Consider the following 26,818-nt stretch of genomic DNA (forward strand, 5'->3'; position numbering starts at 1 on the left):
TGCTTACATCACTGCTGGGTAATCCTGGCAATGTTTCCTGTACCGTTCTGCAGGACGGTAGCTGAGTTGCCGTTCACATCTACTGGCGTGGCCTGAGTAATGGCAACCTGATTGGAGAAGCCTATCTGGCTGACCGCAGCCAGGCTGTTATTGCCAGACTGGTCGATTGTGGCGAGGTTACCGTCACCCTCCTGTACGAGATCTACACGAGCGAAATACAGGTCCTGGGTAATAGCAGCCACGTTGTCATTGCCCGTAGAGCGTCCTGTAATGGTGCCGCTGATACTAAGCTGATCAATTGTCAGGTCGTTATTATTGCCCTGCTGGGCAAAATCAACCGTACTAAATCCACCGTTTTGATTGATCGTGGCGGTATTGGTATCACCTTCCTGCGCTAATGCCACACTGGTCGCAGGGTAGCGACCAGAGCTCTGGGTAACGGAAGCCAGGTTTTCATTGCCGTTCTGCTGGATTGTGGCTGTACCACCTGAGGAGCCGCCGGTTTGATCCAGGTTGATAACATTGTTATCGCCTGTCTGTATCGCGTCTGCCTGCATTCCGTGCCGTTGTATAGCATTCAGGGCGTTGCCATTACCCACCGTACGTGCTGTCAGCTCGTTGCCGCCATAGCCGTTCTGTTCGACATTGTGCGTATTGTTGCTGCCTTCCTGATACAGCGTAGCGACAGCGCCATTACCGCCTTGCTGATACAACACTACGGTGTTTGTATCGCCCAACTGGGTAACAGTGGCGCTATGCTCTAGATCGAAGCTCTGCTGGTAGACCTGGGCTACGTTGATATCTCCTGTCTGATAAAGATCGACCGTATTCCCAAGCCCCAGCTGCGTTGTTTCAGCCGCGTTGGTGGCCCCATTCTGAGTAATAGCCGAGCGATGTTCGTTGCCCTCTTGAGTTTGGGTAGCGGTATTGCCTTCGCCCGTCTGCTCCAGTGTCGTTTCGTTGTAATTACCGTCCTGCGTTTGGGTAGCGGTGTTGTTTGCAGCCAGGGCATAGCTGCCGGAGAGCATCAGCAATGCTACAACCAGGGGTTTGAGTTTGAACATGAGAGATCCCTCTAGACGTATAAGTTAACCACTAAGGCCCATACCGAGCGCAGGGAATGATCCCTACGCCTGGTTAGGTAAATGGGACCGCTACGCTTGGGCAGGCAGTAACAGCCCCAAATGCTCTACTGACTGCTACTGTTGGGTAATCCTGGCCACGTTGCCGGTACCGCTCTGCATGACGGTCGCTGCGCTCCCTTCACCGAATACACCAGCTATACCGGTTTGCATCAGCGCAACCTGATTGGCAGAGCCCATTTGATTGACGGTTGCGATACTTCCACTGCCGCCCTGGTTGATCGTGGCCAGGTTGGCATCACCCTCCTGCACCAGATCTACCTTCGTGTAGTAGTCACCCTGCATGATGCTGGCAACGTTGTTGTCACCGACTGAACGCCCGGAAATGGCTCCGTTAGTGCTGAACTGATCGACATTCAACTCGTTGTTGTTACCTTCCTGGGTAAACTCAACGACGTCAAAGCCGCCACGCTGACTGATGGTCGACGTATTGGCATCGCCGTCCTGCGTCAGCGTCACTCGCCCGGCAGGGTAGCGGCCCGAGGTCTGCGTTACCGACGCCAGGTTGCTGTTGCCGTCTTGGGTAATCGTGGTCCAGCTTCCGCCCATACTGCCCGTCTGATCCAGACTGATGAGGTTGTTGTCTCCGGTCTGGATAGTCTGTGCAAATACACCCTCATTGCGTTGAATGGCATCAAGCCTATTGCCGGTACCTACCGTACGCGCTACCAGCTCCTTGAAACCTTCACCGTTCTGTTCAACTTCATGGATATTGTTGTTGCCCTCTTGGTACAGAGTCGCCACGGAGCCATTACCGTTCTGCTGGTACAGCGTCACGTGGTTCGTATCGCCCAACTGGGTAACGGTAGCGCTATGCCCATAGATAAAGCTCTCCTGGTAGACCTGAGCTATGTTGCTATCACCCGTCTGGTAGAGAGCGACCGCATTTTCAAGTCCTAGCTGCGTCGTTTCAGCCGAGTTAATGGACCCATTCTGGGTAATGGCGGAGCGATGCGCTGAGCCAGTCTGGGTCTGCGTCGCAGTATTGCCCTGCCCGCTCTGTTCAAGGATAACTTCGTTGTTATCGCCATCCTGCGCCTGGGTGGCACTATGGCTGGCAGCAAAGGCGGTAGTACCAAGGGAGACGAGAAGAATTAATGCCAAAGGCTTGAGCGTAGACATGAGTACTTTCCTTGATTAGTCGTAAGGCCGATAAGCTGAGCAAAAGGCAAAGCTGTAAAACCATTAACTACTCATGAAGGCACACGTGAAGGCGTACCCTGGTGACTCCTGTAACAGTTGGTCGGCAGGTTTGATGTCCAGCATCCCCGGCAATGGATCATCCTACTCACCCGCGCGAGCACGTATGGCAGTGCCCCACGGTAACAACCTGATCTCCAGCCTGGAGATACGGAGGCGAAGATTCGTGCAAATCCGTCTTTACGAATATCCATCGAACGGTGTAATACGATGAACGGTATTCATCCTAGACACTTGCGCTGGTTTATAAGACAGAACTGTCAGGCACTCGAATCGCCTGGACTGATCTCCACCAACATAATTAAAAACAGGAGCCACCATGCAATTTGTAGTAACCGCCTACGACCATACCGATCCAGAGGCCTTTAATCGTCGACTGGAAAATCGCCAGGCTCATCTGGAAGGAATTCGAGCCATGGCCAAGGAAGGAACATTTATCAGCGGCGGGGCCATTCTGAACGATGAAGGTCGAATGGTAGGCTCGACCGTACATGTCGAATTCGAGAACCGCGAGGCATTGGACCTCTGGTTGAAGAGCGACCCCTATGTCACCGGTCGCGTCTGGAATGAGATAGATGTACGAGAAATCAAGCTCGTTAACATCACCACATGATGCAAAAAGGGCACCTTCCGGTGCCCTTTGCTCTTAGGCGTTTTTCTTTTTGCCGACCGCAATCAGCATAAGCGCACCCAGACAGCCGGACGTAATCGACCCCAGCAGTACACCGATCTTGACCGCATCCACCAGTTCTGGCGAATTGGGGAATGCCAGCAGGCCGATGAAGAGGCTCATCGTGAAGCCGATTCCACACAGCAGGCCGATCCCGTACAGCTGCTTCCAGGTGGCATGTTCCGGCAGTTCGGCCAGTCCCAGGCGAATACTCAACCAGGCAAACGAGAATACGCCCACCTGCTTGCCAACCAAGAGGCCCAGCGCGATCCCCAGCGGAACCGAGCCCATCACGGAGGCAAGGCTCACGCCATTGAACGAGACACCAGCGTTGGCGAATCCAAAGATCGGAATGACCAGAAACGCGGTGTAAGGGTGCAATGTATGCTCAAGACGCTCCAGCGGCGGATGCTTCGAGCCGGTACGCAGCGGGATGGTCAGGGCCAGCGCTACCCCGGCCAGTGTCGCGTGTACGCCCGATTTGAACACGAAGAACCACAACACGATACCGACCAGCAGATATGGCAGGATTCGCGTTACGCCCAGCTTGTTCATGGCAATCAGCACCAGCAGGGTGAGACCTGCCAGTCCCAACATCGGCAGGGACAGATCTGCCGTGTAGAACACCGCAATGATGCACACGGCGAACAGGTCGTCGAGAATCGCAAGCGCGGTCAGGAAGATCTTGAGCGATACCGGAATACGCGAGCCCAGCAGGGAGAGTACCCCGAGTGCAAAGGCGATATCGGTCGCCGTGGGAATCGCCCAGCCTTGAAGTAAATGCGCATCGTCATGGTTGAGTGCCGCATAAATCACCGCTGGCACGACCGCCCCGCCTAATGCCGCCAGCCCTGGCAGTGCACGCCGTCCCCAGGTGGACAACTGCCCGACCAGCATTTCACGTTTGATTTCGAGCCCGACCAGCAGGAAGAAGACGGCCATGAGCGCATCGTTGATCCAGTGCAGGACACTCATGCCCAGCACGTAGCGCTCCAGGGTGCTGAAGTACACACTGGCCAGCGGCGAATTCGCCACAATCAAAGCAATAGCTGCCACGGCCATCAGAAGCAATCCGCCTGAGGCCTCGCTCGTCAGAAAGGCCCTGTAAAAGGCCTGGAGGCCATTCGAGCCCCGGATCTTGTTGTCTTGCATCTTTTCAACCTCACTCCTGAAAATGTAATCGAAGCCTTAAGGGCTTTTCTCTGATGTGTTGTTATCGGATACGACCACGGCATCCCGCGGCCAGGCGCTCCAAAGCGCCTTGAACAGGGTCGCCAGCGGGATCGCAAAGAAGATTCCCCAAAAGCCCAGCGTGCCGCCAAAAAAGAGAATGGCCAGGATAATGGCTACCGGATGCAGATTGACGGCACCTGAAAACAGCAGCGGTGACAATACATTTCCATCCAGTATCTGAATGATGGTGTAAGCCAGAATCGCATACAGGAACTGATCGCCCAGACCAAAGCTAAAGCCTGCCACAGCCGCAACGGGCAAGGTCGCGACGGCAGCACCGATGAAGGGAATCAGCACGGACAGACCGACCACCAGCCCGAGCAACATGGCATAGGGCAACCCCAGGATATAAAACGTGGCGTAGCTAACCGCCGCCACGATCACAATCTCGATGACCTTGCCGCGCACATAGTTGGCGATCTGCTCGTCGACCTCCTTCCAGACTCGGGCCATCAGGGTCCGCTTACGGGGAAGTACGGACAGGAAGAAGCCCACCAGCAGGTCCTTGTCCTTGAGCATGAAAAACACCAGGATCGGCACCAGTACCAGAAACGTACCAAAGGCGATGATATTGCCCAGCGAGGTCAACGACAGCCGGACCGCTCGCTGCGCAAGGGCAGTCAGCTCACTGCCTGCCGTCCCGATCCAGCCCTGAATCTGCTCATGAGTAACGACACTGGGATAGCGCTGCTGAAGCTCATCCAAGAGGACCTGAGCCTGGGCAAACATCCGGGGCGACTCCTGCAACAGCGTCACCAGCTGATCCCATACCAGCGGGAGCACAAACAACAAGAGGCCCAGGAATATGCCTAAAAAAGACAGGAACATGAGCGATATTGCCCAAAGCCTGGGTACTCTCCAGTGCTCCAGACGGCTGACGCCACCCTGTAGGAGAAAGGCGACGACCAGCGCCGTCAGGAACGGCGCCAGGGGCTTGCCCAACAACATGACCAGAGCAAAGCCCAAGATGAGCAAGACGCTGAGAACCACCGCTTCATCTTGGGAGAAATAGCGGGCAAACCACTGGGTAATGACGCGCCTGATCGCCATGACTAATGCCCTCCACGCTGGGCAGGTTCAGGTCGGCAACCTGAAAAGACAGCGATCAACAGTGAAGTGAATCTGCTTGGGAAGTCGAAGCCCTCAGGAAACAACTGGACGAATGCGGCTCCTGACATGTTTCTCCTTCGTCATCCTGTTTAACGAACACGATCGGCAAGGAAACCATATTTTTCAGCTTAATGCTCAACAGCTGTTTTTCACAAAATGTCCGAGCTAGTGCGTTTAGGCGCTTGAATTCTGATAATTCAGCCATACCACTAGCGCTTGCGGCAGTGTTTGTTGACCTCAGATACCTCCAAGTACTCTGCCTGAAAGAAAGACTTAATGATCCTGAATGCGTGGATAGGTCAAACTTATGAGATTGATGCCCACATTCAATTAAGTCTAATGTGCATAAGCGAGTATCTTATCCCTCGCCAATTCTTAACCCCTGATGGAGATTCAGTGATGTCTTTGATCAATTCCGAGATCAAACCGTTTAAAGCTACAGCGTACAAGGATGGCAAGTTCATCGATCTGACTGAAGCTGACTTCAAAGGCAAGTGGTCCCTGGTTGTTTTCTACCCAGCTGACTTCACCTTCGTTTGCCCGACTGAGCTGGAAGACCTGGCTGACCTGTACCCTGAATTCCAAAAGCTGGGCGTAGAGATCTACGGCGTATCGTGCGATACCCACTTCGCTCACAAAGCGTGGCACGACACTTCCGACGCTATCAAGAAGGTTCAGTACGCCCTGGTTGGCGACCCGACTGCAACTCTGGCTCGCAACTTCGACGTTCTGATCGAAGAAGAAGGCATGGCGCTGCGTGGTTCCTTCCTGATCAACCCGGAAGGCCAGATCAAGCTGTGTGAAGTACACGACAACGGCATCGGCCGCGACGCGTCCGAAATGCTGCGTAAGGTCAAGGCTGCTCAGTACGTTGCCTCCCACCCGGGCGAAGTTTGCCCTGCCAAGTGGAAAGAAGGCGAAGCTACTCTGAGCCCGTCTCTGGACCTGGTTGGCAAGATCTAAACGCCAACACACGGTTATCTGCGCTTAGGAGCCGGCTTCCGGCTCCCTCTAGTGCCCGAACGCCCGGGCGGAATACGTCCGGGCGTTTTTATTCCCGAAATTTGTCGAGAGGTAATGCCTCATGTTGGACGCCAGTCTTAAAACTCAGCTTAAAGCCTATCTGGAAAAGGTTACCAAACCCTTCGAGATCGTCGCGTCCCTTGATGACGGCGCTAAATCTCAAGAAATGTTGGGTCTGCTCCAGGACATCGTCAGCCTGACTGACAAGATCACCCTGCGCACCGATGGCAATGATGCTCGCACACCTTCGTTTGCCCTGAACCGTCCGGGTGAAAACATCAGCCTGCGCTTTGCCGGTCTGCCCATGGGCCACGAGTTCACCTCGCTGGTTCTGGCGCTGCTGCAAGTGGGCGGTCACCCGTCCAAGGCCAGTGCAGATACTCTGGAAGCGATCCGCTCGCTCAAGGGCGAATTCAATTTCGAAACCTACTTCTCGCTGTCCTGCCAGAACTGCCCTGACGTTGTTCAGGCGCTGAACCTGATGGCCGTACTGAATCCGAACATCCGCCACGTTGCGGTCGACGGTGCGCTGTTCCAGGACGAAGTTACCGAGCGCCAGATCATGGCTGTGCCCAGCATCTACCTGAACGGCGAACCGTTCGGTCAGGGCCGCATGGGTCTGGAAGAAATTCTGGCCAAGCTCGATACCGGCGCCAGTGCCCGTGACGCTGAAAAGCTCAGCGCCAAGGACGCTTTTGACGTGCTGGTGATCGGTGGTGGTCCTGCCGGTGCTTCCGCTGCGGTGTATGCCGCCCGTAAAGGTATTCGTACCGGTGTTGCGGCAGAGCGTTTTGGCGGTCAGGTACTCGATACTCTGGCGATTGAAAACTTCATTTCCATCAAGGAAACCGAAGGCCCGAAACTGGCCGTAGCCCTTGAAGAGCACGTGAAGCAGTACGACGTCGACATCATGAACCTGCAGCGTGCCGAGCAACTGATCCCTGCCACCGAGGCGGGTCAGCTGCACGAAGTCAAGTTTGCCAATGGTGCTTCGCTCAAGTCCAAGACGCTGATCATCTCCACCGGCGCTCGTTGGCGTGAAATGAATGTCCCGGGTGAGAAGGAATACCGTAACCGTGGTGTAGCCTACTGCCCGCATTGCGACGGCCCGCTGTTCAAGGGCAAGCGCGTTGCAGTTATCGGTGGCGGCAACTCCGGTGTGGAAGCGGCAATCGACCTGGCCGGTATCGTGGCACACGTGACCCTGATCGAGTTTGACAGCCAGCTGCGTGCGGATGCGGTACTACAGCGCAAACTGCACAGCCTGCCGAATGTGACCGTGATCACCAGCGCCCTGACCAGTGAAGTGAAAGGTGACGGCCAGAAAGTGGTTGGCTTGACCTACAAGGACCGCAACTCCAGCGAGTTCAAGTCCATCGACCTGGAAGGTATCTTCGTCCAGATCGGTCTGGTCCCCAACACCGAATGGCTCAAGGGCACCGTCGAGCTGTCACCCCGTGGCGAGATCGTTGTAGATAGCCGTGGCGAAACCTCGCTGCCGGGTATCTTTGCGGCCGGCGACGTAACAACCGTACCGTACAAGCAGATCGTGATCGCGGTCGGCGAAGGTGCGAAGGCTTCCCTGGCTGCATTCGATTATCTGATCCGCCAGGTGTAAGTTTGACTGTGTACCGCTCTGCCGGTACACAGCCTTCTCAAAACGCAGGGTATCTAAGATGCCCTGCGTTTTTTATTGCTCGTTGATCAGTCTTTCTGGGTATTGCAGGCCGCAAGGCCTCCCTCGATGGAGACGACTTGGGTGTATCCCATGCGCTGCAGGCTTTCGGCGGCCAACGCTCCCCGGTTACCGCCACCGCAATAGCAGACGATCGGTGTGGCCTTGTTGGCTGCCAGTTCGCCGATGTGCATCTCAAGAATCCCCCGGCTCATGTGGGTAGCGCCGTCCAGGTGCCCCCGTTCGAACTCGTCCCGCTCCCGAACGTCCAGAAGCAGCGCGCCCTGATCGACCAATTGCTCGGCTTCAACGGGCGAAACCTGTCGAATACGAGACTTGGCTTCGGCTGCCAGTTTGAGAAAATCATCTGAATGGTTTGCCATAGTGCATCCTCTCTACAGCAGCCAAGCTGCTCCTTGTCACATGAATACGACGTGCATTAACAACCCTACTGTTGCACAGGCTAGCAGCACTTCCATAACTGTGCGCTTGAACCGGAAGAGCGCTATCGCTGCCAGGAGTGTGATCAGGGCGGAGAGTAGGTCGAACGATCCGCTCAAGCCCTGCGGCCAGAATACGTGGTAGCCGAAGAACAAGGCCAGATTCAGGATTACGCCGACGACCGCCGCGGTAATGGCGGTGAGCGGAGCTGTGAAGCCCACCACATTATGGGTGGACTCCACCAGAGGCCCGCCGGCCAGAATGAAAAGAAACGAAGGCAGAAAGGTAAACCAGGTCACCAGCACGGCAGCCAATGCCCCGGCGGCAAACATGTGCTCGTCTCCTAATGCCGCCTGCCCATATCCGCCTAAAAACGCGACAAACGCCACCACCATGATCAATGGTCCGGGCGTGGTTTCGCCCAGGGCAAGGCCATCGATCATCTGGGCTGGGCTCAGCCAGCCGTAATGCGTGACGGCGCTCTGATACACGTAGGGCAGTACCGCATAGGCACCGCCAAAGGTCAGCAGCGCAGCCTTGGTAAAAAACCAGCCCATCTGGGTGAAGGTATGAGTCCAGCCAAACAGATAGATCAAGCTCAGCATCGGCACGAGCCAGAGAAACATGCCCATGACTAGCAATTGCGCCAGCCGCGACCAGTGAAAACGGGCATGCTCAGGCGGCGGCGTGTCATCATCGATCAGCGCGGGTCCGAACGAAGCCGCCTGATTGGCATGCCCTCCCCCTACCCTGAACCGGTCCGGAGCGTACCTGCCTCCGAGAAAGCCAATAATCGCCGCAGACAGTACGATCAGGGGAAACGGCACGTTGAAGGCAAACAAGGCGATGAACGAAGCCGCTGCAATGGCCCAGAGCCAATGGTTCTTCAAGGTACGTGTTCCGATGCGATGGGCGGCCTGCACAACAATGGCGGTCACCGCTGGCTTGATGCCGTAAAAGATACCTGCCACAACTGGAGCGTTGCCCCAGGCCAAATAGATCCATGACAGGGCGATCAGGATAAGCAGCGAAGGCAATATAAAGAGCGCTCCGGCGATAACCCCACCCCAGGTCCGGTGCATCAACCAGCCAATATAGGTCGCCAACTGTTGGGCTTCAGGTCCGGGCAGTACCATGCAGTAGTTGAGCGCATGGAGAAAGCGTCGCTCGGAAATCCAGCGCCGACGCTCCACCAGCTCCTGATGCATGATTGCTATCTGCCCAGCCGGTCCGCCAAAGCTGATAAAGCCCAGCTTGAGCCAGAATAGAAACGCCTGAAACAGGCCTACCGGGGCAGGAAGCGACAAGCGAGGCTCGGAAGAAGGCATGTTGAATCCTGTCGTTGACCAAGACCCGGTTATATCACTTGCCGCTGTCGCCTACCTCCTCAGCGTACCGGACAGATCCCGTCTCTGTTGATCTCAACCGTGATGTGGACAAGCTCTTCATGGACGGAAAGCTGCTGTTTGAAGTCTTCAGGCGAGGCATCACTGGTTGTGGCGATGCTGACGATGCAGGCGTACTTGCCCTTACCTACCTTCCAGACATGCAGATCACAGATCTTGGCCTCGATAGGGCTCTCTGCGATCACATCCCTGACCTCCTGTACCACCGGATCGTCCATCTGCGCATCCAGCAGCACACGCCCGGTTTGCTTGATGAGCCCAACGGCCCAGATGGCGACCAGTATGCCGCCTACGATTCCCATGACCGGGTCGAGCCAGCTGGCTCCCCAGAGCATGCCGCCAATCAGCGCGACGATAGCCAGGACGGAGGTTGCCGCATCAGTAATGACATGGATGTAGGCCGAACGCAGATTCAGATCCTGATGCTCACCGTGGCCATGATGATGATCGTGACCATGACCATGATCATGCCCGTGAGAATCCTTGAGCAGCCACGCACACACCAGATTGACCAGCAATCCCAGAATGGCGATGGCGATGGCCTGCGTATAGTGAATCGGAGCAGGTGTCACGAGCCTGATCACGGATTCGTATAGCATCAACAGAGCGATGCCAATCAGCGCCAGCGCACTGGTATAACCAGCCAGCACCTCCATTTTCCATGTTCCAAACGCAAAGCGTGCGTCGGTCGCATACCGTCTGGCCGCCGCATAGGCGAACAGCGAAAGCCCCAGCGCCAGCACGTGGGAACTCATGTGCCAGCCATCCGCCAGCAGTGCCATGGAGTTGAAGGCCCAGCCGCCCGCAATCTCGATCACCATCATGATGGCGGTGAAAATCACGGCGCGGCGGGTATTCTTTTCCGCCAGCGGGTTTCCCTCGTTGAAGACGTGCGGGTGAGAACAGGAATGCTCAAGCGAAGATCGGGACATCGGAATGCTCTATCCAGAAAGGCCAGGAAAACAGCGTTAGCCTTTGGACCACAGCATCGCGATTTTCACCCATTTTCCAGGTCCGGGCCTCGCGAGCCCCAATGAAAAAGGCTCGCCGTAGCGAGCCTTTGTTTATTTGCTGGCGAAGTATTCTCGCGTCAGCCGGAGCACCACCGGACTGAGCAACAGCAGCGAGATCAGGTTAGGAATGGCCATCAAACCATTGAGCGTATCGGCCAGCAGCCAGGCGAAGTCCAACTGTGCAATTGCGCCAAACGGTACAGCCAATACGAAGATGATCCGGAACGGCAGAATGGTCTTGGTACCCGCAAGAAACTCCCAGCAGCGCTCGCAGTAATAGCTCCACCCCAGGATAGTGGTAAAGGCAAACACTACCAGAGCGATGGTCAGGATGATGCCGCCAAAACCGGGCAGCGCCGTCTCGAAGGCCGCCGCTGACAAGGCCGCCCCACTCTGCCCGCTCGTCCAGACGCCGGAGCAGATAATGGTAAGACCCGTCATGGTGCAGATGATCAGAGTATCGATAAACGTTCCGAGCATACCAATCATGCCTGAACGTACGGCGCTGTTGGTCGTACCGGCTGCCTGGGCGATACCGGCGGTACCCAACCCGGCTTCGTTGGAGAAGACGCCACGCGCCACCCCGAAGCGAATGGCAGCCATGACCGCCGCCCCTGCGAAGCCGCCCGTCGCCGCCGCCGGAGTGAAGGCATGGGTGAAGACCAGGCTGAGCGCATGGGGAATTTCGGACGCATGGGTCACCAGCACGGCAATGGCCGCGATGATATAGCCTATGCACATGGCAGGGACCAGGGACGAGGCGACCGCCCCGATCCGCTTAATACCGCCCAGGATCACGAGCCCCACAACCACCATCGTCACGACACCGGTCAGCCACAGGGGCACGGAAAAGGTTGTCTCCAGGGCCTGCGCCATACTGTTGACCTGCACCATGTTGCCGATACCGAACCCGGCCAACCCACCGAACAGGGCAAAGGCGCCGCCTAGCCAGGCCCAACGCTTGCCCAGGCCGTTGCGGATGGCATACATCGGGCCGCCGACATGCTCGCCACGCTCGTCCTTTTCACGAAAATGTACAGCCAATACTACTTCGGCATATTTGGTAGCCATACCAACCAATGCCGTACACCACATCCAGAACAGCGCGCCGGGGCCACCCAGGAAGATCGCGGTAGCAACACCCGCGATGTTGCCGGTTCCCACGGTGGCAGCCAGGCAGGTCATCAAGGCCTGGAAAGGACTGATCTCACCGCTTTCGTCGTCATCCTTGGTCCGGCCCTGCCACAACAGGCGAAAGCCGGTGCCCAGTCTTACGATCGGCATCAGTTTGAGGCGTAGCATCAGATAAAGACCCGTGCACAGGATCAGTACCAGCATGGGCACGCCCCAGACAAGGCCATTGAGGTCGTTGACCAGGGTATGGAGAAATTGCACGTAGAACTCCTTACATTCATTCAACGCCAGGAAACGGGCGCTGAGCCATGAGGTCTAGCCAATGAGCGTCGCGCGCTGGAAACCACGCCAGGAAAGCCGAGTACAACTCAGCGGGAAGAAACGTCTGTGCGGTGCTCAATGAGGCTAGTAATAATGCGGCACCCCGGATCAATGGGTAAAACGTCATCCGGAGCGTGGACGGATGCTAGCACGTGTCTTTCGGAACGGGTCGGAAATTAGCACGTCCGCCGTCCTCTCTTCATACCAGGAGCACGCCATGCCGCTTTCCGCCGAAGTCCGCTGGTTTTGGCCCGCACTGCCGGGTACTGATCTGATCGACTGGTTTCACCAGTCCGATCTGTGGGATCAGCCACCGGGAGGCGGAATACGCAAGATGCACCACTACCTCAGGGATGCCAGTCAATCCGACCTCGGTATCAAAACCCGTGGAGACTCAACAGTTGAGGTAAAGGGGCTGGTCATACCTGACTGGCATACCCTGGACGTCTCGCCGTTCAGGGGGCCTGTCGAGTTATGGCATAAATGGCATTCCGAGGCCTTGACGCTGACACCGCATCCTACGGTTGCCGTTCAGAAGCAGCGCTGGCTTCGCCTGTTTACGGTCGAGCAGGCCGCTCTGCGTGAAATCGCATTGGATGAAAACGAATCCCCTTACGAAGCCATGCCGTCCGCAGGCTGTACCGTAGAACTGACTCAACTCTGGGTTGATGGCCATGCGGCCGGCTGGACGCTGGGGCTTGAGGCCTTTGGTGATCGGCACGTTCTAGCAGCACATTTGAACGCGGTGGCAGCCTACCTGGGTACTCGCTGCCCACCGAGATGGCCTGAGGCTACACGCAACCATTATCCCGGCTGGCTGAAGCAGCAGGTGGAGCCTTGACGTTATCAACAGCCGGGCCCTCCCAACGCCCGGCTGTATAGTCTCGTTGAAGCGGTTTTACCGGCCCGGACCGATTGCGGTACAGCTGGTGTCGTTCAGGTGCTTTCTCAACGTGGGCCACTGCGGGCGGCTTTGTCCGTTGATAGGCTCGACGGACAGACTGTAATTCCCCCAACCCGGACCGGCGGCCCAGTAGGTAGCCGGTACGCAATGCTGCTTGAGGTAGGTCAGCATGTTGTCCATGACTACATTCCAGCGGGAATCGTTATCCGGTACGCCAAACTCTCCAATAAAGCCCTTCTTGTTGTTCTGCTTGAGCCACTCCACAAAGGGCTTCACCCGATTGACGCCAGCCTGAGCAGACAAACTGTCAGCGCTCAGCTGGGTGTAGGAACCACCGCCATCGGCGTCGAAATAGACGTGCGCCTCATAGATCAGCTTGTTGACAGGATCCTTCAAGTCCTTGAGAGAGTCGCTCCACACCGGCCACCGTTCGGCGCTGGCCCAGGCATTGCCTTCCACAAAGATCAGGTGAGCCTTGTCAGCCTGCCGGATCCCGTTGATGGCGTACTGCGCCGCTGTAGGCCAGTACGCCACGGCGCCGTTGGGCTCATTCATGATGTCGTAGCCATAAATGGCCGGGTGGCTACCCCACTTCTGAGCGATCCGGTTCCAGACATTCTCGAAGCGATAATACGGTACGCTGCTCGTACCGATGATATGGCCGCGATAGCGCGCATAATTATGCAGATCCAGAATGACCCGGATGTTGTATTTGTGGGCATAGTCCAGTGAGCGGGAAATTAGTGAGGCGTAGGTCTGATCGAGGGAATATCCCAGCCCCGGCTGGAGCCGCTCCCACAGAATGGGAAAGCGGACCAGCCTGATCCCTCTTGCACTCCAGTTCTTGAAGGTCTCTTCCTTGGCAAAGATATAGTTCTTCTCGTTGATTCCGGGCAACACCGTACCTGCAAACTCGGCACCTGCCATGTTAAGTCCGACGAGATTAACTTGCTCAGCCTGTACCGCTGTACTTCCCAAAGCCAGTAACGCAGTTAATGAAAGTGCCTTAGATACGCCTCGCGTTATACCAAAATGTTGGGTTACAGATAAAAAACTCATATTCACCAAATTGCCAGTAACTTTTTTACGCGCGAGCAATGCCCTGACTCAAAAGAGCCATATAAAAAAGTCCCAATTGACCGGCTATATTGTTTTAGCCGACGGTTATTTCATCCTTACGATGAACTTCCCGACCTCAACCCTGAGTGATGGAAGTATTTGCCAGCTAATCATCGAGCTAGCGACAACAATGAACGGCCTAAAAAGCCGCCATTGAGGGCATGCGTATCGGTGAACAGGCATTGCCCGTGCAGTCGAAACGCAACTATTTGCCAATACCAGGAATGGCGAATAATGAACGGGGTATGAAAACGCCCGCTGAGAGGTATCGCATGGCATCGAAAACGCAGGATCGCTCAGTGCCCGCCACGCCTTTTACAGCACGTTGGCTGACCCGAGAAATACCTTGCGCAGGCCAATATCGATACAGGGACCGGTCCTGGGAAAACCCAGCCAGCATGCGGCCTTTAGCCATCATCCGGGTCGTGTTAACCGGGGGGACGCAACCATAAGCGTTTGCGCTGTGATCAGGGCGACCGCTCGTCGAGAGAAGGGAAATTTATCTACTGGATCAAGGATTTAGATCTGAACCCAAAAGGGCCCGACAGCAAAAAGCCCGGACCAGTAGGCCGGGCTTTTTCGAACCGTCATTATTTAAGCGGACCGTATGCGGTGCAGCTGGTGTTGTTAATATACTTCTTTAGCGTCGGCCACTGCGGGCGCTCCACACCGTTAACAGGCTCCACAGCCAGGCTATAGCTACCCCAGCCCGGGCCTGCGGCCCAGTAGGTAGCCGGTACACAGTTCTGCTTCAGGTAGGCCAGCATGTTGTCGACCAGGATATTCCAGCGCGGATTGTTATCCGGTACGCCGAATTCACCGATCATGCCTTGCTTGCCGTTCTTCTTCAGCCACTCCACGAACGGCTTCACACGCTCGACGCCATAATTCACGTCCAGCTTGTTTACATCAACGGTTTCGTAGGTGCCGCCAGCGTTTTCATCGAAGTAACTATGGGCTTCGAAGATAATCTTGTTGGACGGGTCTTTCAGACTCAACAGGGAGTCGTTCCACTGGGCCCAGCGTGTCGCTTCGGCCCAGCCGTTACCCTCTACCAGGATAGGCCTTACCTTATCGACTGCCCGGACGCCATTGATCCCGTACTGAGCAGCAGTAGGCCAATATGCCAATGCACCGTTGGGTTCGTTCATGATGTCGTAGGCATACAGTGACGATTGCCCACTCCAACGCTGGGCGATGCGGGTCATCACGTTCTGATAACTGCTGTACGGGACGCCGCTCGTACCAATGATCTGGCCGCGATAACGCGCATAGTTATGCAGATCCAGAATGACCTTCACGTTGTATTTCTGCGCATACGCAAAGGTCTGGTCGATCAAGCCTGCATAGGTTGCGTCCAGATTGCCATTGAGCGTTGGCTGCAGGCGCTCCCACAGGATTGGAAAGCGAATCAGCTTGATGCCCCTTGCGCTCCACTGTTGGAAATAGGACTCGGTTGGAAAGATGTAGTTAGTACCGTTCACGCCAGGCAAAACCTGTCCGGCAAAATCGGCACCGGACATATTGAGACCGACGAGATCAACCGGCTCAGCCTGGACAACCGAGCTGAACAACGCTCCTGCTGCCAGCACAGGCAGCACTTTTTTCAAGACACGAACAGACCTGATTGCATTCAGGACGGACAGAGATTTCATTAAGCTCACCATTACTGCTAGTGATGTTCACGGCGCAGAAAGCCAGCCCCTGGATCGGGGAAGTCGACAAGATAAATCTGGCGTACGCCGTGAACCGGCCATGGGTGACCGAGCCGAGTGTCATCCTTACGATGAAACTTTCCGGCACTCAGTCCTGAGCTGTGGAAAGTATTTGCCAGCGCGAACAGCCGCTGGCGATAGCAACAGACAATCTAAAAAATTGCCCTGCCAGGCGGGTGTGATACAGCGGTACACCGCTGCTTACTTACACCCGGGATGCCAATACCTGATGGCGAAATACCGCTGGAGCTCGCGTGGTGAGCAGCTTCAAGTGTTGAGAAAGCTGTCAGTTTTCCAGCGTCGATCTTTACTATTCAATGTCCATGCCAAACACTGCAATTTAGCCTGAGGCACTGCCTTATCAACGGTCGAAAAATACTTGGGCTGAAGAATCGAGCCCATAAAAAACGGGGACTTAAACGTCCCCGCTCTGTGTTCCCGGATCGGTTACTGGCTAACTACCGTCAGCGCGTTTGGATAACCAACGGCGGAACCGTTGAGAAGCGTCGGGGTGTCCAGGAAGACGCTCATGTTGCTACCCACCATCTGTACTGATTTGATCTTGTAGACCTGACCATTGGCCAAGCGTACCGAGGCACCGGTCTTGAAGGCTGACGTGTTGGCTGCCGTTGCCGGAAGCGAAATCGCAGCCGCCTTGCGCATGACACCGTTCAGCCAATCAGTATTGGTGAAATTGTTCATCGTACTGGTCGCAACAACGGCCGGAGCGGTTGGCGCAGGCGTCGGTGCAGTCGGGGCTGGCGTCGGCGCAGGGGTAGTCGCCCCCGTACCTGCCGCGTCCGCCACGGTCAGCTTGTTCGGGTAACCCACAACGGCGCCATCCAATGCCGAGCTGTTTACCCAGACGCTCATGTTGCTACCCACTACCTGAACGGACGAGATTTTGGTTACGAGGCCATTCGCCAGACGTACCGAAGTACCTACCTTGAATGCTGCCGTGTTGCCTGATGTCGCCGCTACGGAGAAGCCTGCTGCCTTTCTGTATACACCGTTGAGCCAGTCTGCATTGGTGAAGTTGTTGATAGCGCTCGAATAGCCTGTGCTGGTTGAAGGCACGGTGGGTGTCGGAGCCGGAGTAGGCGTCGTCGCAACCGGTGCCGTGAACGGGCCAATCGCTGTACAGGTAGTGTTATCGATGTACTTCTTCAGGGTCGGCCACTGAGGACGATCCTGCCCATTGATCGGCTCGACCGACAGGAAGTAGCTGCCCCAGCCTGGACCTGCAGCCCAGTACGTAGCAGGAATACAGTTCTGCTTCAAATAAGCCAGCATGTTGTCCATGAGCAGATTCCAGCGCGGATTGTTATCCGGTACACCGAACTCGCCGATCATGCCCCTCTTGCCATTTTTCTTCAGCCACTCCACAAACGGCTTCACACGCTCGACGCCGTAGTTGGCGTCCAGCTTGTTCACGTCAATGGCGGTGTAGTTACCACCGGCATCCTCGTCAAAATACGAATGCGCCTGGAAGATCAGGTTGTTGGACGGATCCTTCAGGTTCAGCAGGGAATCGTTCCACCATGGCCAACGGGTCGCTTCGGACCAGCCGTTACCTTCGATCATGATCGGCTTGACCTTGTCCACCGAACGAACGCCATTGATGCCGTACTGAGCCATGATGGGCCACTGGGTCATCGAATCATGCGGCTCGTTCATGATGTCATAGGCATACAGGGACGGCTGGCCGCTCCAGCGCTGGGCGATCAGGGTCATGATCTGCTGGTAGTGGTTGTAGCTCACGTTACCCGTACCAATGATGGTGCCGCGATACATGGTGTAGTTATGCAGGTCCAGGATGATCTTCATACCGTATTTGTTGGCATAGCCGAACGTACGGTCGATCAGCGCGGTATAGGTAGGGTCCAGTGCGCCACCCAGGGTCGGCTGCAGGCGCTCCCAGATGATGGGAAAGCGGATCAGCTTGATACCCTTGGCGTTCCACTGCTGGAAATAGGATTCAACCGGGAAGATGTAGTTGGTACCGTCGATACCCGGCAATACCTGGGCAGCAAAGCCTGCACCTGACAGGTTTAAACCTACCAGATCAACCTGTTCTGCATGAACAGCAGGGCTGACCAAGACTACGGCAGCAGCCAACGGAAGAACTTTCTTAAAAAAACGGGTGGAACTGATTTTATTTAAAACAAAAGAAGCAGAAGTTTTCATCTATTCACCAAACTGCTAGTGTTTTTTAGCACGAGCGTTTCCATAGCCCATTATTGAAGGGCTGACGCAACAGTCGCGTTTCACGTTGAGTTGTATCTAGGCCGAGCCAATAAGTGGCACGGGATTAACTTCATCCTTACGAATGAACTTCCCTGCACTCAACCCTGAGCTATGGAAAGTATTTGCCGGTCAAAACCAGCAGCAACAATAAACAGCGTATTAAACCGTTATTGTCGGGCATTGCACTCTTATGAACTTTCTACAAAATGTGAAAAGTTCAGTCGGCAATGAAATGCCAATACTAGGAATGGCGATGAAAACATTCTTCTTTAAACTAATTAACCGTGCCTTATTAATAACTCTTAAACTTAATAAGGCTTCAAAAGTTGAATGTTCCCGGTGACCCTAACGCGGCGTCACGTCAGTACTTATTCAAGGGGCGTGCCAATTACCAAGAAACAGGCCAGCCAAAGCGATGACCGTTCGTCGCCCGTTTAATTGAGCGCCTCAAGGAAGGGGTTTAGCGAGGAGATGAGAGAAAAGAAGATAACTGGTTACTAAGGCCATTGAGCCGCAACCCATGATGGCATTATGGTTATTCCTGACGCCATTACTGCGTCATCATTCTGGCGTTCTGTTCCTATGTGTCAGAATGCTGACTTCTTGCCAGCATGAGGCGAAAAGCTCTTTCAAGAAGACTTTGAGCGTATAAGCTCTCAAGCATGGGACACGCCAATAAGCGGCGCTATATCGTTTCAGCTGTATCGACAGCTACCGTAGACGGCAGAGATATACTCTGCCGTCATTATGCTGTCACTCGCTTCGATGAATGTTGAACCCGTTCCAGGCTTGGCAGGTCGCCATAAGCTCGATCCGATTGATATTGACATGCTTGGGCTGGTTCAAAGCCCAATGGATCGACTCGGCGATATCATCCGGTGTCAGTGGGTCAGTTCCGGCATATACGGCGTCGGCCTTGCTCTTGTCGCCACCAAAGCGCACCACGGAGAACTCAGTCTCGGAAAGCCCCGGCTCGATGTTGGTCACACGGACGCCTGTGCCCTGCAGATCGCAGCGCAGGTTCAAGGTAAACTGTTTGACGAACGCCTTGGTAGCGCCATAGACATGGCTACCCGGGTACGGCCAGTTACCGGCAACCGAGCCCAGATTGACGATGCCAGCGCCCGCACCGTAAGCAATCAGTCTGGGTAATAACAAGCGCGTGCAATACAGGACACCCTTGATATTGGTATCGACCATGGTGTCCCAATCATCCAGATCGCACTGCTGAGCAGGTGTAGTACCTAAGGCCAGCCCCGCATTGTTGACCAGACCACGCAGGGTCGAAAACTCTTCGGGCAACCCGTTGACTGCCGCCTCGACAGCTGCACGATCCCGAACGTCCAGCACAATCGGATGCACCTTGGTGTGCGCGGAAAGCTCTTCTGCTAACGCGCTCAGGCGATCCTCGCGACGGCCAGTAATGATCAGGGACCACCCATCCTTGGCAAAGCGGCGCGCAGTAGCCGCGCCAAAGCCGGATGTTGCGCCGGTAATGAACAAAGTCGAAGTCATCGATGCAGCTCCTTGAGGTCGAAAGGAAATACCCGGAGAGTAACGCACTCTTTGTCGCTTGAGGCGGTACAGTTATAGCGAAACAGCTCTAAAATCAGCTATTGGCATCCTGGTTGTTTTTTGATCAACCTTTCAAGAGCCAGACAGTATAAGGGCTGTGTACAACCATTCAGATGTTATTCACAGGCTTGCTCGCGTTAACCGTGCATAACGTTGAACCCAGCGATTTCTGCATGAAAAGCCTGGCGTAGCGACCCTAGGAGCGTGGATAAACGGACGTACTCCAGCGTTGATCATTTTTTGAGCATGCCTCTAGAGAGTCGGTGGTACATGGCGTCTGGCCAAGTACCCCAAGGTTATACACAACCTTGCTCGCCGAAAACGTGTATAAAACCAGCATCCTGCATTTAAAAATAACTGCTCATTTTTTAACCAATTCTCGCCAGGCCTTGCCACATGCGGCTTGCGTGGAGTCTTCCAAGTGTTATCAACAGGCTTGCTCATATTATTAGTGGGTATGTTGATAACTATCTGAGGTTGGTTACTACTACCCTCTGTACGATTGATCAAAAAGTAACCATTTATCTGTAAGCCTTATATTTTAAGGGCAGCAGACAGGTATCCTAGGGTTATCCACAAGGTGCTCCACGTGTAACGTGGGTAAGTCAGGACCTTGGCCCAATAGAGCAGACTTTAACTGCTAAAACATGGCGCTAAAGGGTGTTGTTCACAGGTCACATGTTATGCAGTAGGTACTGCGCAGCTAGCAGATCTTCTACCGCATAGCCTACGGATTTGAACAAGGTAATTTCCTGGTCATCGCTGCGTACGCCATCCCCTTGCAGAACGTGCCTCAATTCTGTGTTGAGATCGCTTTCCTGGATCACGCCATCACCAAGCGCGAACAGTAAATCGCCTGCCTCCTCCAAAGCACCCTCGCGGGTATCCACTACGATGCGTGCCCGCGCAACGGCTGCTGAATCGGTCTCACGCATAGAGGGAAGAAAGGCACCGACCAGGTCCAGGTGGCAGCCGGGGTTGAGCCACTCGCCCAACACCAGCGGCTCTCGAGAGGTGGTAACACACGTAACCACATCGGCATGCCCTACGCTCTGCGCCAGGTTATCGCTTGCTGAAACCGGATAGCCCTCCCCCTGCAGGCGCTCAGCAAGGGCTTTGGCCTTGCTGTAATCACGCCCCCAGATTTCGATCCGGCTGTAATCACGCACAGCCGTATGGGCACGCACCATGTGGGCAGCTAGCGTTCCCGTACCTACGATGGTCAGGCTCAACGCATCCCGCCGGGCCAGATAGTCAGCCGCCAACGCTGATGTGCAGGCGGTACGCCGAGCCGTCAGTTCCGAGGCTTCCATCAAGGCCAGGGGCTGGCCTGTCACATCATCAAACAAGGCAAACACCGCCGCAACCGAAGGCAGATCGCGTTGACTGTTTTCCGGAAACACAGTCACCAGCTTGACGCCAATGCCCTGCCCTTTCTGCCAGACCGGCATGTTCAACAGCGATGCCTGTCCCTCGGGTAGCGCGTAAGCCTGCCGGTTGGGTGCAGTGCCAGGGTGAGCCAAGCCACTGCGAAGCGCATCGATCAGCCCGGCATAATCCAGAACAGCGGCCACCTCGGCATTGGTGAAAAAGCGGATGGATGACATGGGAACTCCCCTGTTGGAAACACATACTCGACGGCACGCGGCAACGGCCTGCGTCAGTACCATGGAGCCTGACGCAGGCTGAACGGCGGCTTAATGGCCGCCCAGGTAGGCTTCGCGCACCTGAGGATCAGCCAGCAGTTCCTGGCCGCTGCCCGTCATGCGGATCTCTCCCGTCACCATGACATAGGCCCGGTTCGATAACCGGAGCGCATGGTTGGCATTCTGCTCGACCAGAAAGATCGTCATGCCGGCCTGCGCAAGCTCACGCAGGATCTGGAAGATCTGCTTCACCACGATAGGCGCAAGCCCCAGGCTCGGCTCATCGAGCAGCAGCAGCTTGGGTCGGCTCATGAGCGCCCGGGCGATAGCCAGCATCTGCTGTTCGCCTCCAGACATGGTCATGGCTCGCTGGTTACGCCGCTCCTTGAGGCGCGGAAACAGCTCGAACATACGCTGCATGTCCTCGTCCACATGCTTGGTACCGATGGGGATGGTGCCCATCAGCAGGTTCTCTTCCACACTCATGTCAGGAAAGACGTGTCGCCCTTCCGGTGATTGCGCGATACCGTTGGAAGCAACGAAATGGGCGCTTTTCTGGGTAATTTCCTCGCCTCGGTAGATGATCTGTCCGTTACGCGCCCGCGGCTGTCCAAAGATGGACATGAGTAAGGTGGATTTTCCCGCCCCGTTGGCACCGATCAGGCTGACCGTCTCGCCCTCATTGATGTGCAGCGAAACGCCCTTGAGCGCCTGGATCGGCCCATAAAATACGTCGACGTTTTTGAATTCCAGCAAGGGTGTAGTCATGCCACCTCCTCCTCATCCGCGCCAAGGTAGGCGGCAATGACCTTCGGATTGTTCTTGATCTCGTCCGGCAGGCCCTGGGCGATCACGTTACCGTGGTCCAGCACGACGATATGATCGGAGATGCTCATGACCATGCCCATGTCGTGCTCGATCAGCAGTACGGTGATGTTGTGCTCGTCACGCAGGTGCCTGATGATGGCTGACAGTGACTCGGTTTCTGCGGGGTTGAGGCCGGCAGCGGGCTCGTCCAGGCAGATCAGCTCCGGCCGGGTGCACATGGCACGCGCAATCTCCAGACGGCGCTGCTGACCGTAGGACATTTCCCCAGCAAGGCGGTTGGCGCACTCGGTCAGCCCCACCACCTCCAGCCAGTAAAGGGCTACATCGAGTGCCTTTTCCTCTGCCCGACGAAAACCTGGCGTATTGAAGACGCCCGCCAGCAGGTTGCGGTTGATCCACATGTGCTGGGCTACCAGCAGATTCTCGACCACGGACATTTCCTTGAACAGGCGAATATTCTGGAACGTCCGCGCAAGGCCGGCACGGTTCACCAGGTGCGTCCCGCCAAACATCTTGTACCAGAGACGACTGCCGAACTGGGCAGGGTTGACGAAATCGGTGGGCTGAAACGGCTCCCCCATGATTCTGCCCACGTCCGTTTCGCGCCCGTCAGCGTTGCTTAACACGATACGGCCATCGGTGGCCTTGTAGAATCCGGTCAGGCAGTTGAAGACTGTAGTTTTGCCCGCCCCGTTGGGGCCGATCAGAGCAGTGATGGAATGGCGGCGAATGCTGAAGGCCACATCGGAAAGCGCCTTGATCCCGCCGAAACGCATGCCCAATCCGTCAACGGTAAGAATGTTGTCGCTCATGGCGCTACTCCCTTGCGAATCGCGAATCCACTGCGGCTGATGCGGATCAACCCGCGAGGACGCCACATCATCATCACGACCATCAACACACCAAACACGAGCATGCGGATGTCGCCGAACTCACGCAGCACCTCGAACAGCAGCGTCATGACAAAGGCCGAAATGACCACCCCGACGGTCGAGCCCAGGCCGCCGAGCACCACGATGGCCAGCACCAGAACGGACTCGAAAAAGTTGAACGAGGCCGGGTTGATAAAGCCTTGGTAGGTAGCGAAAAACACCCCGGCAATCCCGGCGGTGGACGCACCGATCATGAAGGCGGAAAGCTTGACCAGAACATGGTTAAGGCCCATGGCGCGGCAGGCGATCTCATCCTCGCGCAGCGCTTCCCAGGCACGACCAATAGGCATGCGCGTGAGACGATGCTTGATATAGAGTACCAGTAGCACGATGAGAAACAGTACGCTGTAGATGAAGATCATCGTGGCGTTGGGGTTGTAGGAGATTCCCAGCAGCTCATGGAGAGGCACGCCGCCCTCCTTGGCCCGCCGACCGAACTCAATACCAAAGAACGTAGGGGACGGTGCTGAAATTCCATTAGGGCCGTTGGTGAACTCCAGCCAGTTGTTGAGCACCAGACGAATGATTTCACCAAAGCCCAGGGTCACGATGGCGAGGTAGTCGCCGTGCATCCTGAGCACCGGAAAGCCAAGAATCGCCCCGGCCACCGCAGCCATGACTGCAGCAAGAGGAATCATCGTCCAGAAGCCCAACCCCAGGTATTGGTAACCCAGCGCCAGCCCATAGGCACCGATGGCATAAAAGCCGACATAGCCCAGGTCCAGAAGACCGGCGAGCCCGACCACGATGTTCAGCCCCAGGCCAAGCAGCACGTAGATCATGCACAGGATGACCACGGTCAGCCAGTACTTGGTGGCCAGGAAGGGAAAGATCAGCGCGACCAGAATCACGATAGGCAGGATGTACCGCAGATTCGACTTGTGTCCGGGCGGCAGCACATGCACGCCTCCGTCGTTGCGCTTGAACGACTCGATCCAGGTACGTCCCCTGGACGTCTGGCCGAACAGGCTGAGCAGAAAACGCCCCGCCATCACCACCGCCACCATGATGCCGACGCGCTGAGGCTCCAGATTGAATCCATAACCGTCGAGCACAATACCTACGATGGGCCCGAACAGGATGAGCGAGACCAGCCCGACCATGAAGGTATCACGCAGGATGACCTTGAAATCGAAGGAAGAAGTCTGGGTCATAGCATCACACCTTCGCCACGTGCGGCTTTCCAAGCAGCCCCTGGGGCCTGAAGATCAGGATCAGCACCAGCAGTGAGAAGCTGAAGACATCCTTGTAATCGCTGTTCACAAGACCCGCGAATTGCGCCTCCGACACGCCCAGAATGATGCCGCCCAGCATGGCGCCCGGCAGCGAGCCGATGCCGCCTAACACCGCCGCAGTAAACGCCTTGATACCAATGATGAAGCCGGCATAGAAGTCGAACGTGCCGTAGTTCATGGTAATCAGTACACCGGCCAACGCCGCCATCGCAGCACCGATGATGAACACGTACGAGATCACCCGGTCGGTGTTGATGCCCAGAATCTGCGCCATCTTGCGATCCTGCTGGGTCGCGCGACACATGCGGCCCAATGTGGTCTTCTGGATCACATAGGTCAAAAGGCCCATGCCCACAATGGACGCAACGATGATGAAGATCTTGGTATAGGTGATGATGACGAAGCCTTCACCGATATGCAGGCGCAGCGCCCCATCGAGCAGTGTTGGTACCCCTTGTTGGCGGGCGCCCTGTGCCAACTGCACATAGTTCTGCAGGATCAGCGACATGCCGATGGCCGAGATCAGCGGCGCAAGGCGGGTAGAGTTACGCAGCGGTTTGTAGGCGATTCGTTCGATTGCCCAACCATAAAGGCTGGTCACCACTACACAGAAGATAAGCGTGCCCAGGATCAGCACAGGAAAGGAGTGCAGGCCGAAAAAGCTCAACAGGGCAATACCGATGGCTGCCAGATAGGCAGACACCATGTACACATCGCCGTGAGCGAAGTTGATCATGCCAATGATGCCGTACACCATCGTGTAACCGATGGCGATCAGCCCGTATACCGAGCCCAGGGTCAGGCCGTTGATGAGTTGTTGCAGGAAGATACCGTCCACGATGTCATTCTCGCGCAAGCGGTTGAGTAAAGACGCGCCAGGACATCACCTCCGGCTTGGTCAGCCGGAGGTGAAAGACGCATGAACGCAGAAAGGGAATCAGGGCAACTGGTTGTATTTGCCTTTGTCGTCCCACTCGTACATTACGTAGTCGGAGACTTTGAGGTCGCCCTTGCCATCCCAGGACTTTTCACCCAGAACGGTAGGAACGGTATGGCTCTTGAGCCATTCGGAGGCGGCTTCGCCATCCGTGCTGCCGGCGCCCTTGAAGGCAGCCGCCACGGCTTGCAAAGAGGCATAGGAATACAGCGTGTAGCCTTCCGGCTCATAACCCGAGGCGCGCAGCTTATCGACTACGCTTTTACCGGCCGGGCTTTTCAGCGGATCGGCACCAAAGGTCATCAACACCCCCTTGGTATATTGCGGGCCACCGGCGGTCGTTACCATGTCAGCCGAGACGATACCATCACCTGAAACAAACTTGGCGTTTACGCCCTGCTCTCGCATCTGGCGGACCAGCGGGCCAGCTTCGGGGTGCAGACCGCCAAAGTAGACGACCTCGGCCCCAGAGGAGCGAATCTTGGTTACCAGGGAGTTGAAGTCCTTCTCACCGCGCGTCAGGCCTTCATAAAGCACTTCCTTCACGCCGCGCTTGGCCAGCTGAGCTTTCATGGCATCTGCCAGGCCCTGGCCATAAGCATCCTTGTCATGGATAACGGCCACTTTTTTTGCCTTTAGCGTATCCACAATGTAGTTGGCTGCCACGACTCCCTGCTGGTCATCACGGCCACACATACGGAATACGCCTGCCAGACCGCGCTCGGTGATCTGTGGATTGGTTGATCCAGGCGTGATGGAGATTATTCCTGCCTCATCGTAAATCTCTGACGCTGGCAGCGTATTGGAGGAGCAGAAGTGGCCGATCACCGCCTTGACTCCCTCGGAATCGACCAAACGGTTAGCCACCGCTACCGCTTGTTTGGGCTCACAGGCATCGTCGCCCTGTACCAGTTTGATCTTTTCACCATTGATACCACCCGTGGCGTTAATGTCCTCAGCCGCCAGTGTTGCACCTTTCCAGAACTGCTCTCCGTAAGCGGCGTTAGCGCCAGTAAAGGGACCTGCAACACCGATGATGATATCGGCCTGAGCCAAAGCGGAAAACGAAAGAGCTGAGCCAATTGCGAGAGCCAGAATGCCTTTTCTGTAAATCGTCGACATGGGAGGTTTGCTCCAGAGGGTTAGGTTGGCCCTCTCCAGACAGCAATCCACATGCCAGCGCTCTGATATCGTTAAAAATCTTCAAAATCATAGGTTTTGTAAAAAATCAGAGAATTTTGCAAGAAATCGGCGAAATGCTCCGCCAGCCTGCGACTAAAGCAGCGCTTGCCTATGTGTAAGGTCACTCACG

Annotated in this window: 21 protein-coding genes and 1 pseudogene; 4 read left to right on the top strand and 18 right to left on the bottom strand. The window is 55.8% G+C overall.

Going from position 1 to position 26,818, the window contains the following annotated elements; all coding sequences use genetic code 11:
- Window positions 1-8: 8 nt before the first annotated feature.
- On the bottom strand, window positions 9-1,064 hold the full coding sequence (locus JQR90_RS17010; RefSeq protein WP_010795874.1) for a hypothetical protein: 1,056 nt from the start codon (window positions 1,062-1,064) through the stop codon (window positions 9-11).
- Window positions 1,065-1,199: 135 nt separating this feature from the next.
- A complete protein-coding gene (locus JQR90_RS17015; RefSeq protein WP_010795875.1) occupies window positions 1,200-2,264 on the bottom strand; it encodes a hypothetical protein in 1,065 nt (354 codons plus the stop codon).
- A 397-nt stretch (window positions 2,265-2,661) separates the two neighbouring features.
- On the opposite strand from JQR90_RS17015, the gene JQR90_RS17020 reads away from it, so the two are divergent.
- Window positions 2,662-2,955, top strand: coding sequence for a YciI family protein (locus JQR90_RS17020; RefSeq protein ID WP_010795876.1), 294 nt, complete (start codon window positions 2,662-2,664; stop codon window positions 2,953-2,955).
- 33 nt (window positions 2,956-2,988) lie between these two features.
- Here the strand turns inward: JQR90_RS17020 and nhaA are convergent, their stop codons facing one another.
- Both nhaA and JQR90_RS17030 read right to left on the bottom strand, forming a co-directional pair.
- Window positions 2,989-4,164 carry a Na+/H+ antiporter NhaA gene (gene nhaA, locus JQR90_RS17025; RefSeq protein ID WP_010795877.1) on the bottom strand — a complete coding sequence of 392 codons (1,176 nt, stop codon included), beginning with the start codon at window positions 4,162-4,164 and terminating at the stop codon, window positions 2,989-2,991.
- A gap of 36 nt (window positions 4,165-4,200) precedes the next feature.
- Window positions 4,201-5,289: an AI-2E family transporter gene (locus JQR90_RS17030; protein WP_208859647.1), complete on the bottom strand. Its 1,089-nt coding sequence runs from the start codon at window positions 5,287-5,289 to the stop codon at window positions 4,201-4,203.
- A gap of 465 nt (window positions 5,290-5,754) precedes the next feature.
- Between JQR90_RS17030 and ahpC the strand changes: the two genes are divergently transcribed.
- Together ahpC and ahpF are read left to right on the top strand one after the other, a co-directional pair.
- Entirely contained in the window at window positions 5,755-6,318 is a 564-nt protein-coding gene (gene ahpC / locus JQR90_RS17035) for an alkyl hydroperoxide reductase subunit C (protein ID WP_010795879.1), read from the top strand.
- Window positions 6,319-6,439: 121 nt separating this feature from the next.
- Complete coding sequence (gene ahpF / locus JQR90_RS17040; protein WP_010795880.1) at window positions 6,440-7,996, top strand: alkyl hydroperoxide reductase subunit F; 1,557 nt, start codon at window positions 6,440-6,442, stop codon at window positions 7,994-7,996.
- 86 nt (window positions 7,997-8,082) lie between these two features.
- On the opposite strand, the gene JQR90_RS17045 is transcribed toward ahpF, so the two are convergent.
- The 4 genes from JQR90_RS17045 to JQR90_RS17060 all read right to left on the bottom strand — a co-directional run bounded on the left by JQR90_RS17045 (window position 8,083) and on the right by JQR90_RS17060 (window position 12,251).
- Window positions 8,083-8,436: a rhodanese-like domain-containing protein gene (locus JQR90_RS17045; protein ID WP_010795881.1), complete on the bottom strand. Its 354-nt coding sequence runs from the start codon at window positions 8,434-8,436 to the stop codon at window positions 8,083-8,085.
- A gap of 36 nt (window positions 8,437-8,472) precedes the next feature.
- Window positions 8,473-9,822, bottom strand: a complete 1,350-nt coding sequence (gene chrA / locus JQR90_RS17050) for a chromate efflux transporter (protein WP_073450396.1) — start codon at window positions 9,820-9,822, stop codon at window positions 8,473-8,475.
- Window positions 9,823-9,881: 59 nt separating this feature from the next.
- Complete coding sequence (gene dmeF, locus JQR90_RS17055; protein ID WP_010795883.1) at window positions 9,882-10,832, bottom strand: CDF family Co(II)/Ni(II) efflux transporter DmeF; 951 nt, start codon at window positions 10,830-10,832, stop codon at window positions 9,882-9,884.
- A gap of 132 nt (window positions 10,833-10,964) precedes the next feature.
- Window positions 10,965-12,251, bottom strand: coding sequence for an alanine/glycine:cation symporter family protein (locus JQR90_RS17060; RefSeq protein ID WP_085985642.1), 1,287 nt, complete (start codon window positions 12,249-12,251; stop codon window positions 10,965-10,967).
- Window positions 12,252-12,585: 334 nt separating this feature from the next.
- Between JQR90_RS17060 and JQR90_RS17065 the strand changes: the two genes are divergently transcribed.
- Window positions 12,586-13,209: a hypothetical protein gene (locus tag JQR90_RS17065; RefSeq protein ID WP_010795885.1), complete on the top strand. Its 624-nt coding sequence runs from the start codon at window positions 12,586-12,588 to the stop codon at window positions 13,207-13,209.
- Window positions 13,210-13,266: 57 nt separating this feature from the next.
- On the opposite strand, the gene JQR90_RS17070 is transcribed toward JQR90_RS17065, so the two are convergent.
- The 10 genes and pseudogenes from JQR90_RS17070 to JQR90_RS17115 all read right to left on the bottom strand — a co-directional run bounded on the left by JQR90_RS17070 (window position 13,267) and on the right by JQR90_RS17115 (window position 26,628).
- Entirely contained in the window at window positions 13,267-14,199 is a 933-nt protein-coding gene (locus JQR90_RS17070; protein WP_010795886.1) for a glycoside hydrolase family 5 protein, read from the bottom strand.
- Between the two features lie 788 nt (window positions 14,200-14,987).
- Window positions 14,988-16,046: pseudogene (locus tag JQR90_RS17075) on the bottom strand (glycoside hydrolase family 5 protein); the annotation flags it as partial.
- 507 nt (window positions 16,047-16,553) lie between these two features.
- Window positions 16,554-18,293: a glycoside hydrolase family 5 protein gene (locus tag JQR90_RS17080; RefSeq protein ID WP_434140162.1), complete on the bottom strand. Its 1,740-nt coding sequence runs from the start codon at window positions 18,291-18,293 to the stop codon at window positions 16,554-16,556.
- An 813-nt stretch (window positions 18,294-19,106) separates the two neighbouring features.
- On the bottom strand, window positions 19,107-19,868 hold the full coding sequence (locus tag JQR90_RS17085; RefSeq protein WP_122041551.1) for an SDR family oxidoreductase: 762 nt from the start codon (window positions 19,866-19,868) through the stop codon (window positions 19,107-19,109).
- Between the two features lie 734 nt (window positions 19,869-20,602).
- Complete coding sequence (locus JQR90_RS17090; protein WP_219650996.1) at window positions 20,603-21,535, bottom strand: ornithine cyclodeaminase family protein; 933 nt, start codon at window positions 21,533-21,535, stop codon at window positions 20,603-20,605.
- A gap of 90 nt (window positions 21,536-21,625) precedes the next feature.
- Window positions 21,626-22,342: an ABC transporter ATP-binding protein gene (locus JQR90_RS17095; RefSeq protein ID WP_122041549.1), complete on the bottom strand. Its 717-nt coding sequence runs from the start codon at window positions 22,340-22,342 to the stop codon at window positions 21,626-21,628.
- Window positions 22,339-23,214 (bottom strand): ATP-binding cassette domain-containing protein, encoded by an 876-nt coding sequence (locus JQR90_RS17100; protein ID WP_434140163.1) that lies wholly within the window; start codon window positions 23,212-23,214, stop codon window positions 22,339-22,341. The genes JQR90_RS17095 and JQR90_RS17100 overlap by 4 nt, the downstream gene beginning before the upstream one ends.
- Window positions 23,211-24,488, bottom strand: a complete 1,278-nt coding sequence (gene livM / locus JQR90_RS17105) for a high-affinity branched-chain amino acid ABC transporter permease LivM (protein WP_010795893.1) — start codon at window positions 24,486-24,488, stop codon at window positions 23,211-23,213. Before livM ends, JQR90_RS17100 begins: the two co-directional genes overlap by 4 nt.
- 4 nt (window positions 24,489-24,492) lie before the next feature.
- Entirely contained in the window at window positions 24,493-25,407 is a 915-nt protein-coding gene (locus tag JQR90_RS17110; RefSeq protein WP_010795894.1) for an ABC transporter permease subunit, read from the bottom strand.
- 99 nt (window positions 25,408-25,506) lie between these two features.
- Window positions 25,507-26,628, bottom strand: a complete 1,122-nt coding sequence (locus tag JQR90_RS17115) for a branched-chain amino acid ABC transporter substrate-binding protein (RefSeq protein WP_010795895.1) — start codon at window positions 26,626-26,628, stop codon at window positions 25,507-25,509.
- Window positions 26,629-26,818 lie beyond the last annotated feature (190 nt).

The sequence above is a fragment of the Pseudomonas sp. JZ114 genome, from assembly GCF_051027705.1.
Classification (GTDB): Bacteria; Pseudomonadota; Gammaproteobacteria; order Pseudomonadales; family Pseudomonadaceae; genus Chryseomonas; species Chryseomonas luteola.

Excerpts from the sequence above, each read along its gene's own strand:
- JQR90_RS17045 (WP_010795881.1), bottom strand. The coding sequence starts at position 8,436 with ATGGCAAACCATTCAGATGATTTTCTCAAACTGGCAGCCGAAGCCAAG.
- JQR90_RS17085 (WP_122041551.1), bottom strand. The coding sequence starts at position 19,868 with ATGACTTCGACTTTGTTCATTACCGGCGCAACATCCGGCTTTGGCGCG.
- JQR90_RS17010 (WP_010795874.1), bottom strand. The coding sequence starts at position 1,064 with ATGTTCAAACTCAAACCCCTGGTTGTAGCATTGCTGATGCTCTCCGGC.
- JQR90_RS17060 (WP_085985642.1), bottom strand. The coding sequence starts at position 12,251 with ATGCTGGTACTGATCCTGTGCACGGGTCTTTATCTGATGCTACGCCTC.
- JQR90_RS17115 (WP_010795895.1), bottom strand. The coding sequence starts at position 26,628 with ATGTCGACGATTTACAGAAAAGGCATTCTGGCTCTCGCAATTGGCTCA.
- dmeF (WP_010795883.1), bottom strand. The coding sequence starts at position 10,832 with ATGTCCCGATCTTCGCTTGAGCATTCCTGTTCTCACCCGCACGTCTTC.
- JQR90_RS17080 (WP_434140162.1), bottom strand. The coding sequence starts at position 18,293 with ATGAAAACTTCTGCTTCTTTTGTTTTAAATAAAATCAGTTCCACCCGT.
- nhaA (WP_010795877.1), bottom strand. The coding sequence starts at position 4,164 with ATGCAAGACAACAAGATCCGGGGCTCGAATGGCCTCCAGGCCTTTTAC.
- JQR90_RS17070 (WP_010795886.1), bottom strand. The coding sequence starts at position 14,199 with ATGGCAGGTGCCGAGTTTGCAGGTACGGTGTTGCCCGGAATCAACGAG.
- JQR90_RS17020 (WP_010795876.1), top strand. The coding sequence starts at position 2,662 with ATGCAATTTGTAGTAACCGCCTACGACCATACCGATCCAGAGGCCTTT.
- ahpC (WP_010795879.1), top strand. The coding sequence starts at position 5,755 with ATGTCTTTGATCAATTCCGAGATCAAACCGTTTAAAGCTACAGCGTAC.
- JQR90_RS17015 (WP_010795875.1), bottom strand. The coding sequence starts at position 2,264 with ATGTCTACGCTCAAGCCTTTGGCATTAATTCTTCTCGTCTCCCTTGGT.
- JQR90_RS17095 (WP_122041549.1), bottom strand. The coding sequence starts at position 22,342 with ATGACTACACCCTTGCTGGAATTCAAAAACGTCGACGTATTTTATGGG.
- JQR90_RS17090 (WP_219650996.1), bottom strand. The coding sequence starts at position 21,535 with ATGTCATCCATCCGCTTTTTCACCAATGCCGAGGTGGCCGCTGTTCTG.
- JQR90_RS17100 (WP_434140163.1), bottom strand. The coding sequence starts at position 23,214 with ATGAGCGACAACATTCTTACCGTTGACGGATTGGGCATGCGTTTCGGC.
- livM (WP_010795893.1), bottom strand. The coding sequence starts at position 24,488 with ATGACCCAGACTTCTTCCTTCGATTTCAAGGTCATCCTGCGTGATACC.
- chrA (WP_073450396.1), bottom strand. The coding sequence starts at position 9,822 with ATGCCTTCTTCCGAGCCTCGCTTGTCGCTTCCTGCCCCGGTAGGCCTG.
- ahpF (WP_010795880.1), top strand. The coding sequence starts at position 6,440 with ATGTTGGACGCCAGTCTTAAAACTCAGCTTAAAGCCTATCTGGAAAAG.
- JQR90_RS17065 (WP_010795885.1), top strand. The coding sequence starts at position 12,586 with ATGCCGCTTTCCGCCGAAGTCCGCTGGTTTTGGCCCGCACTGCCGGGT.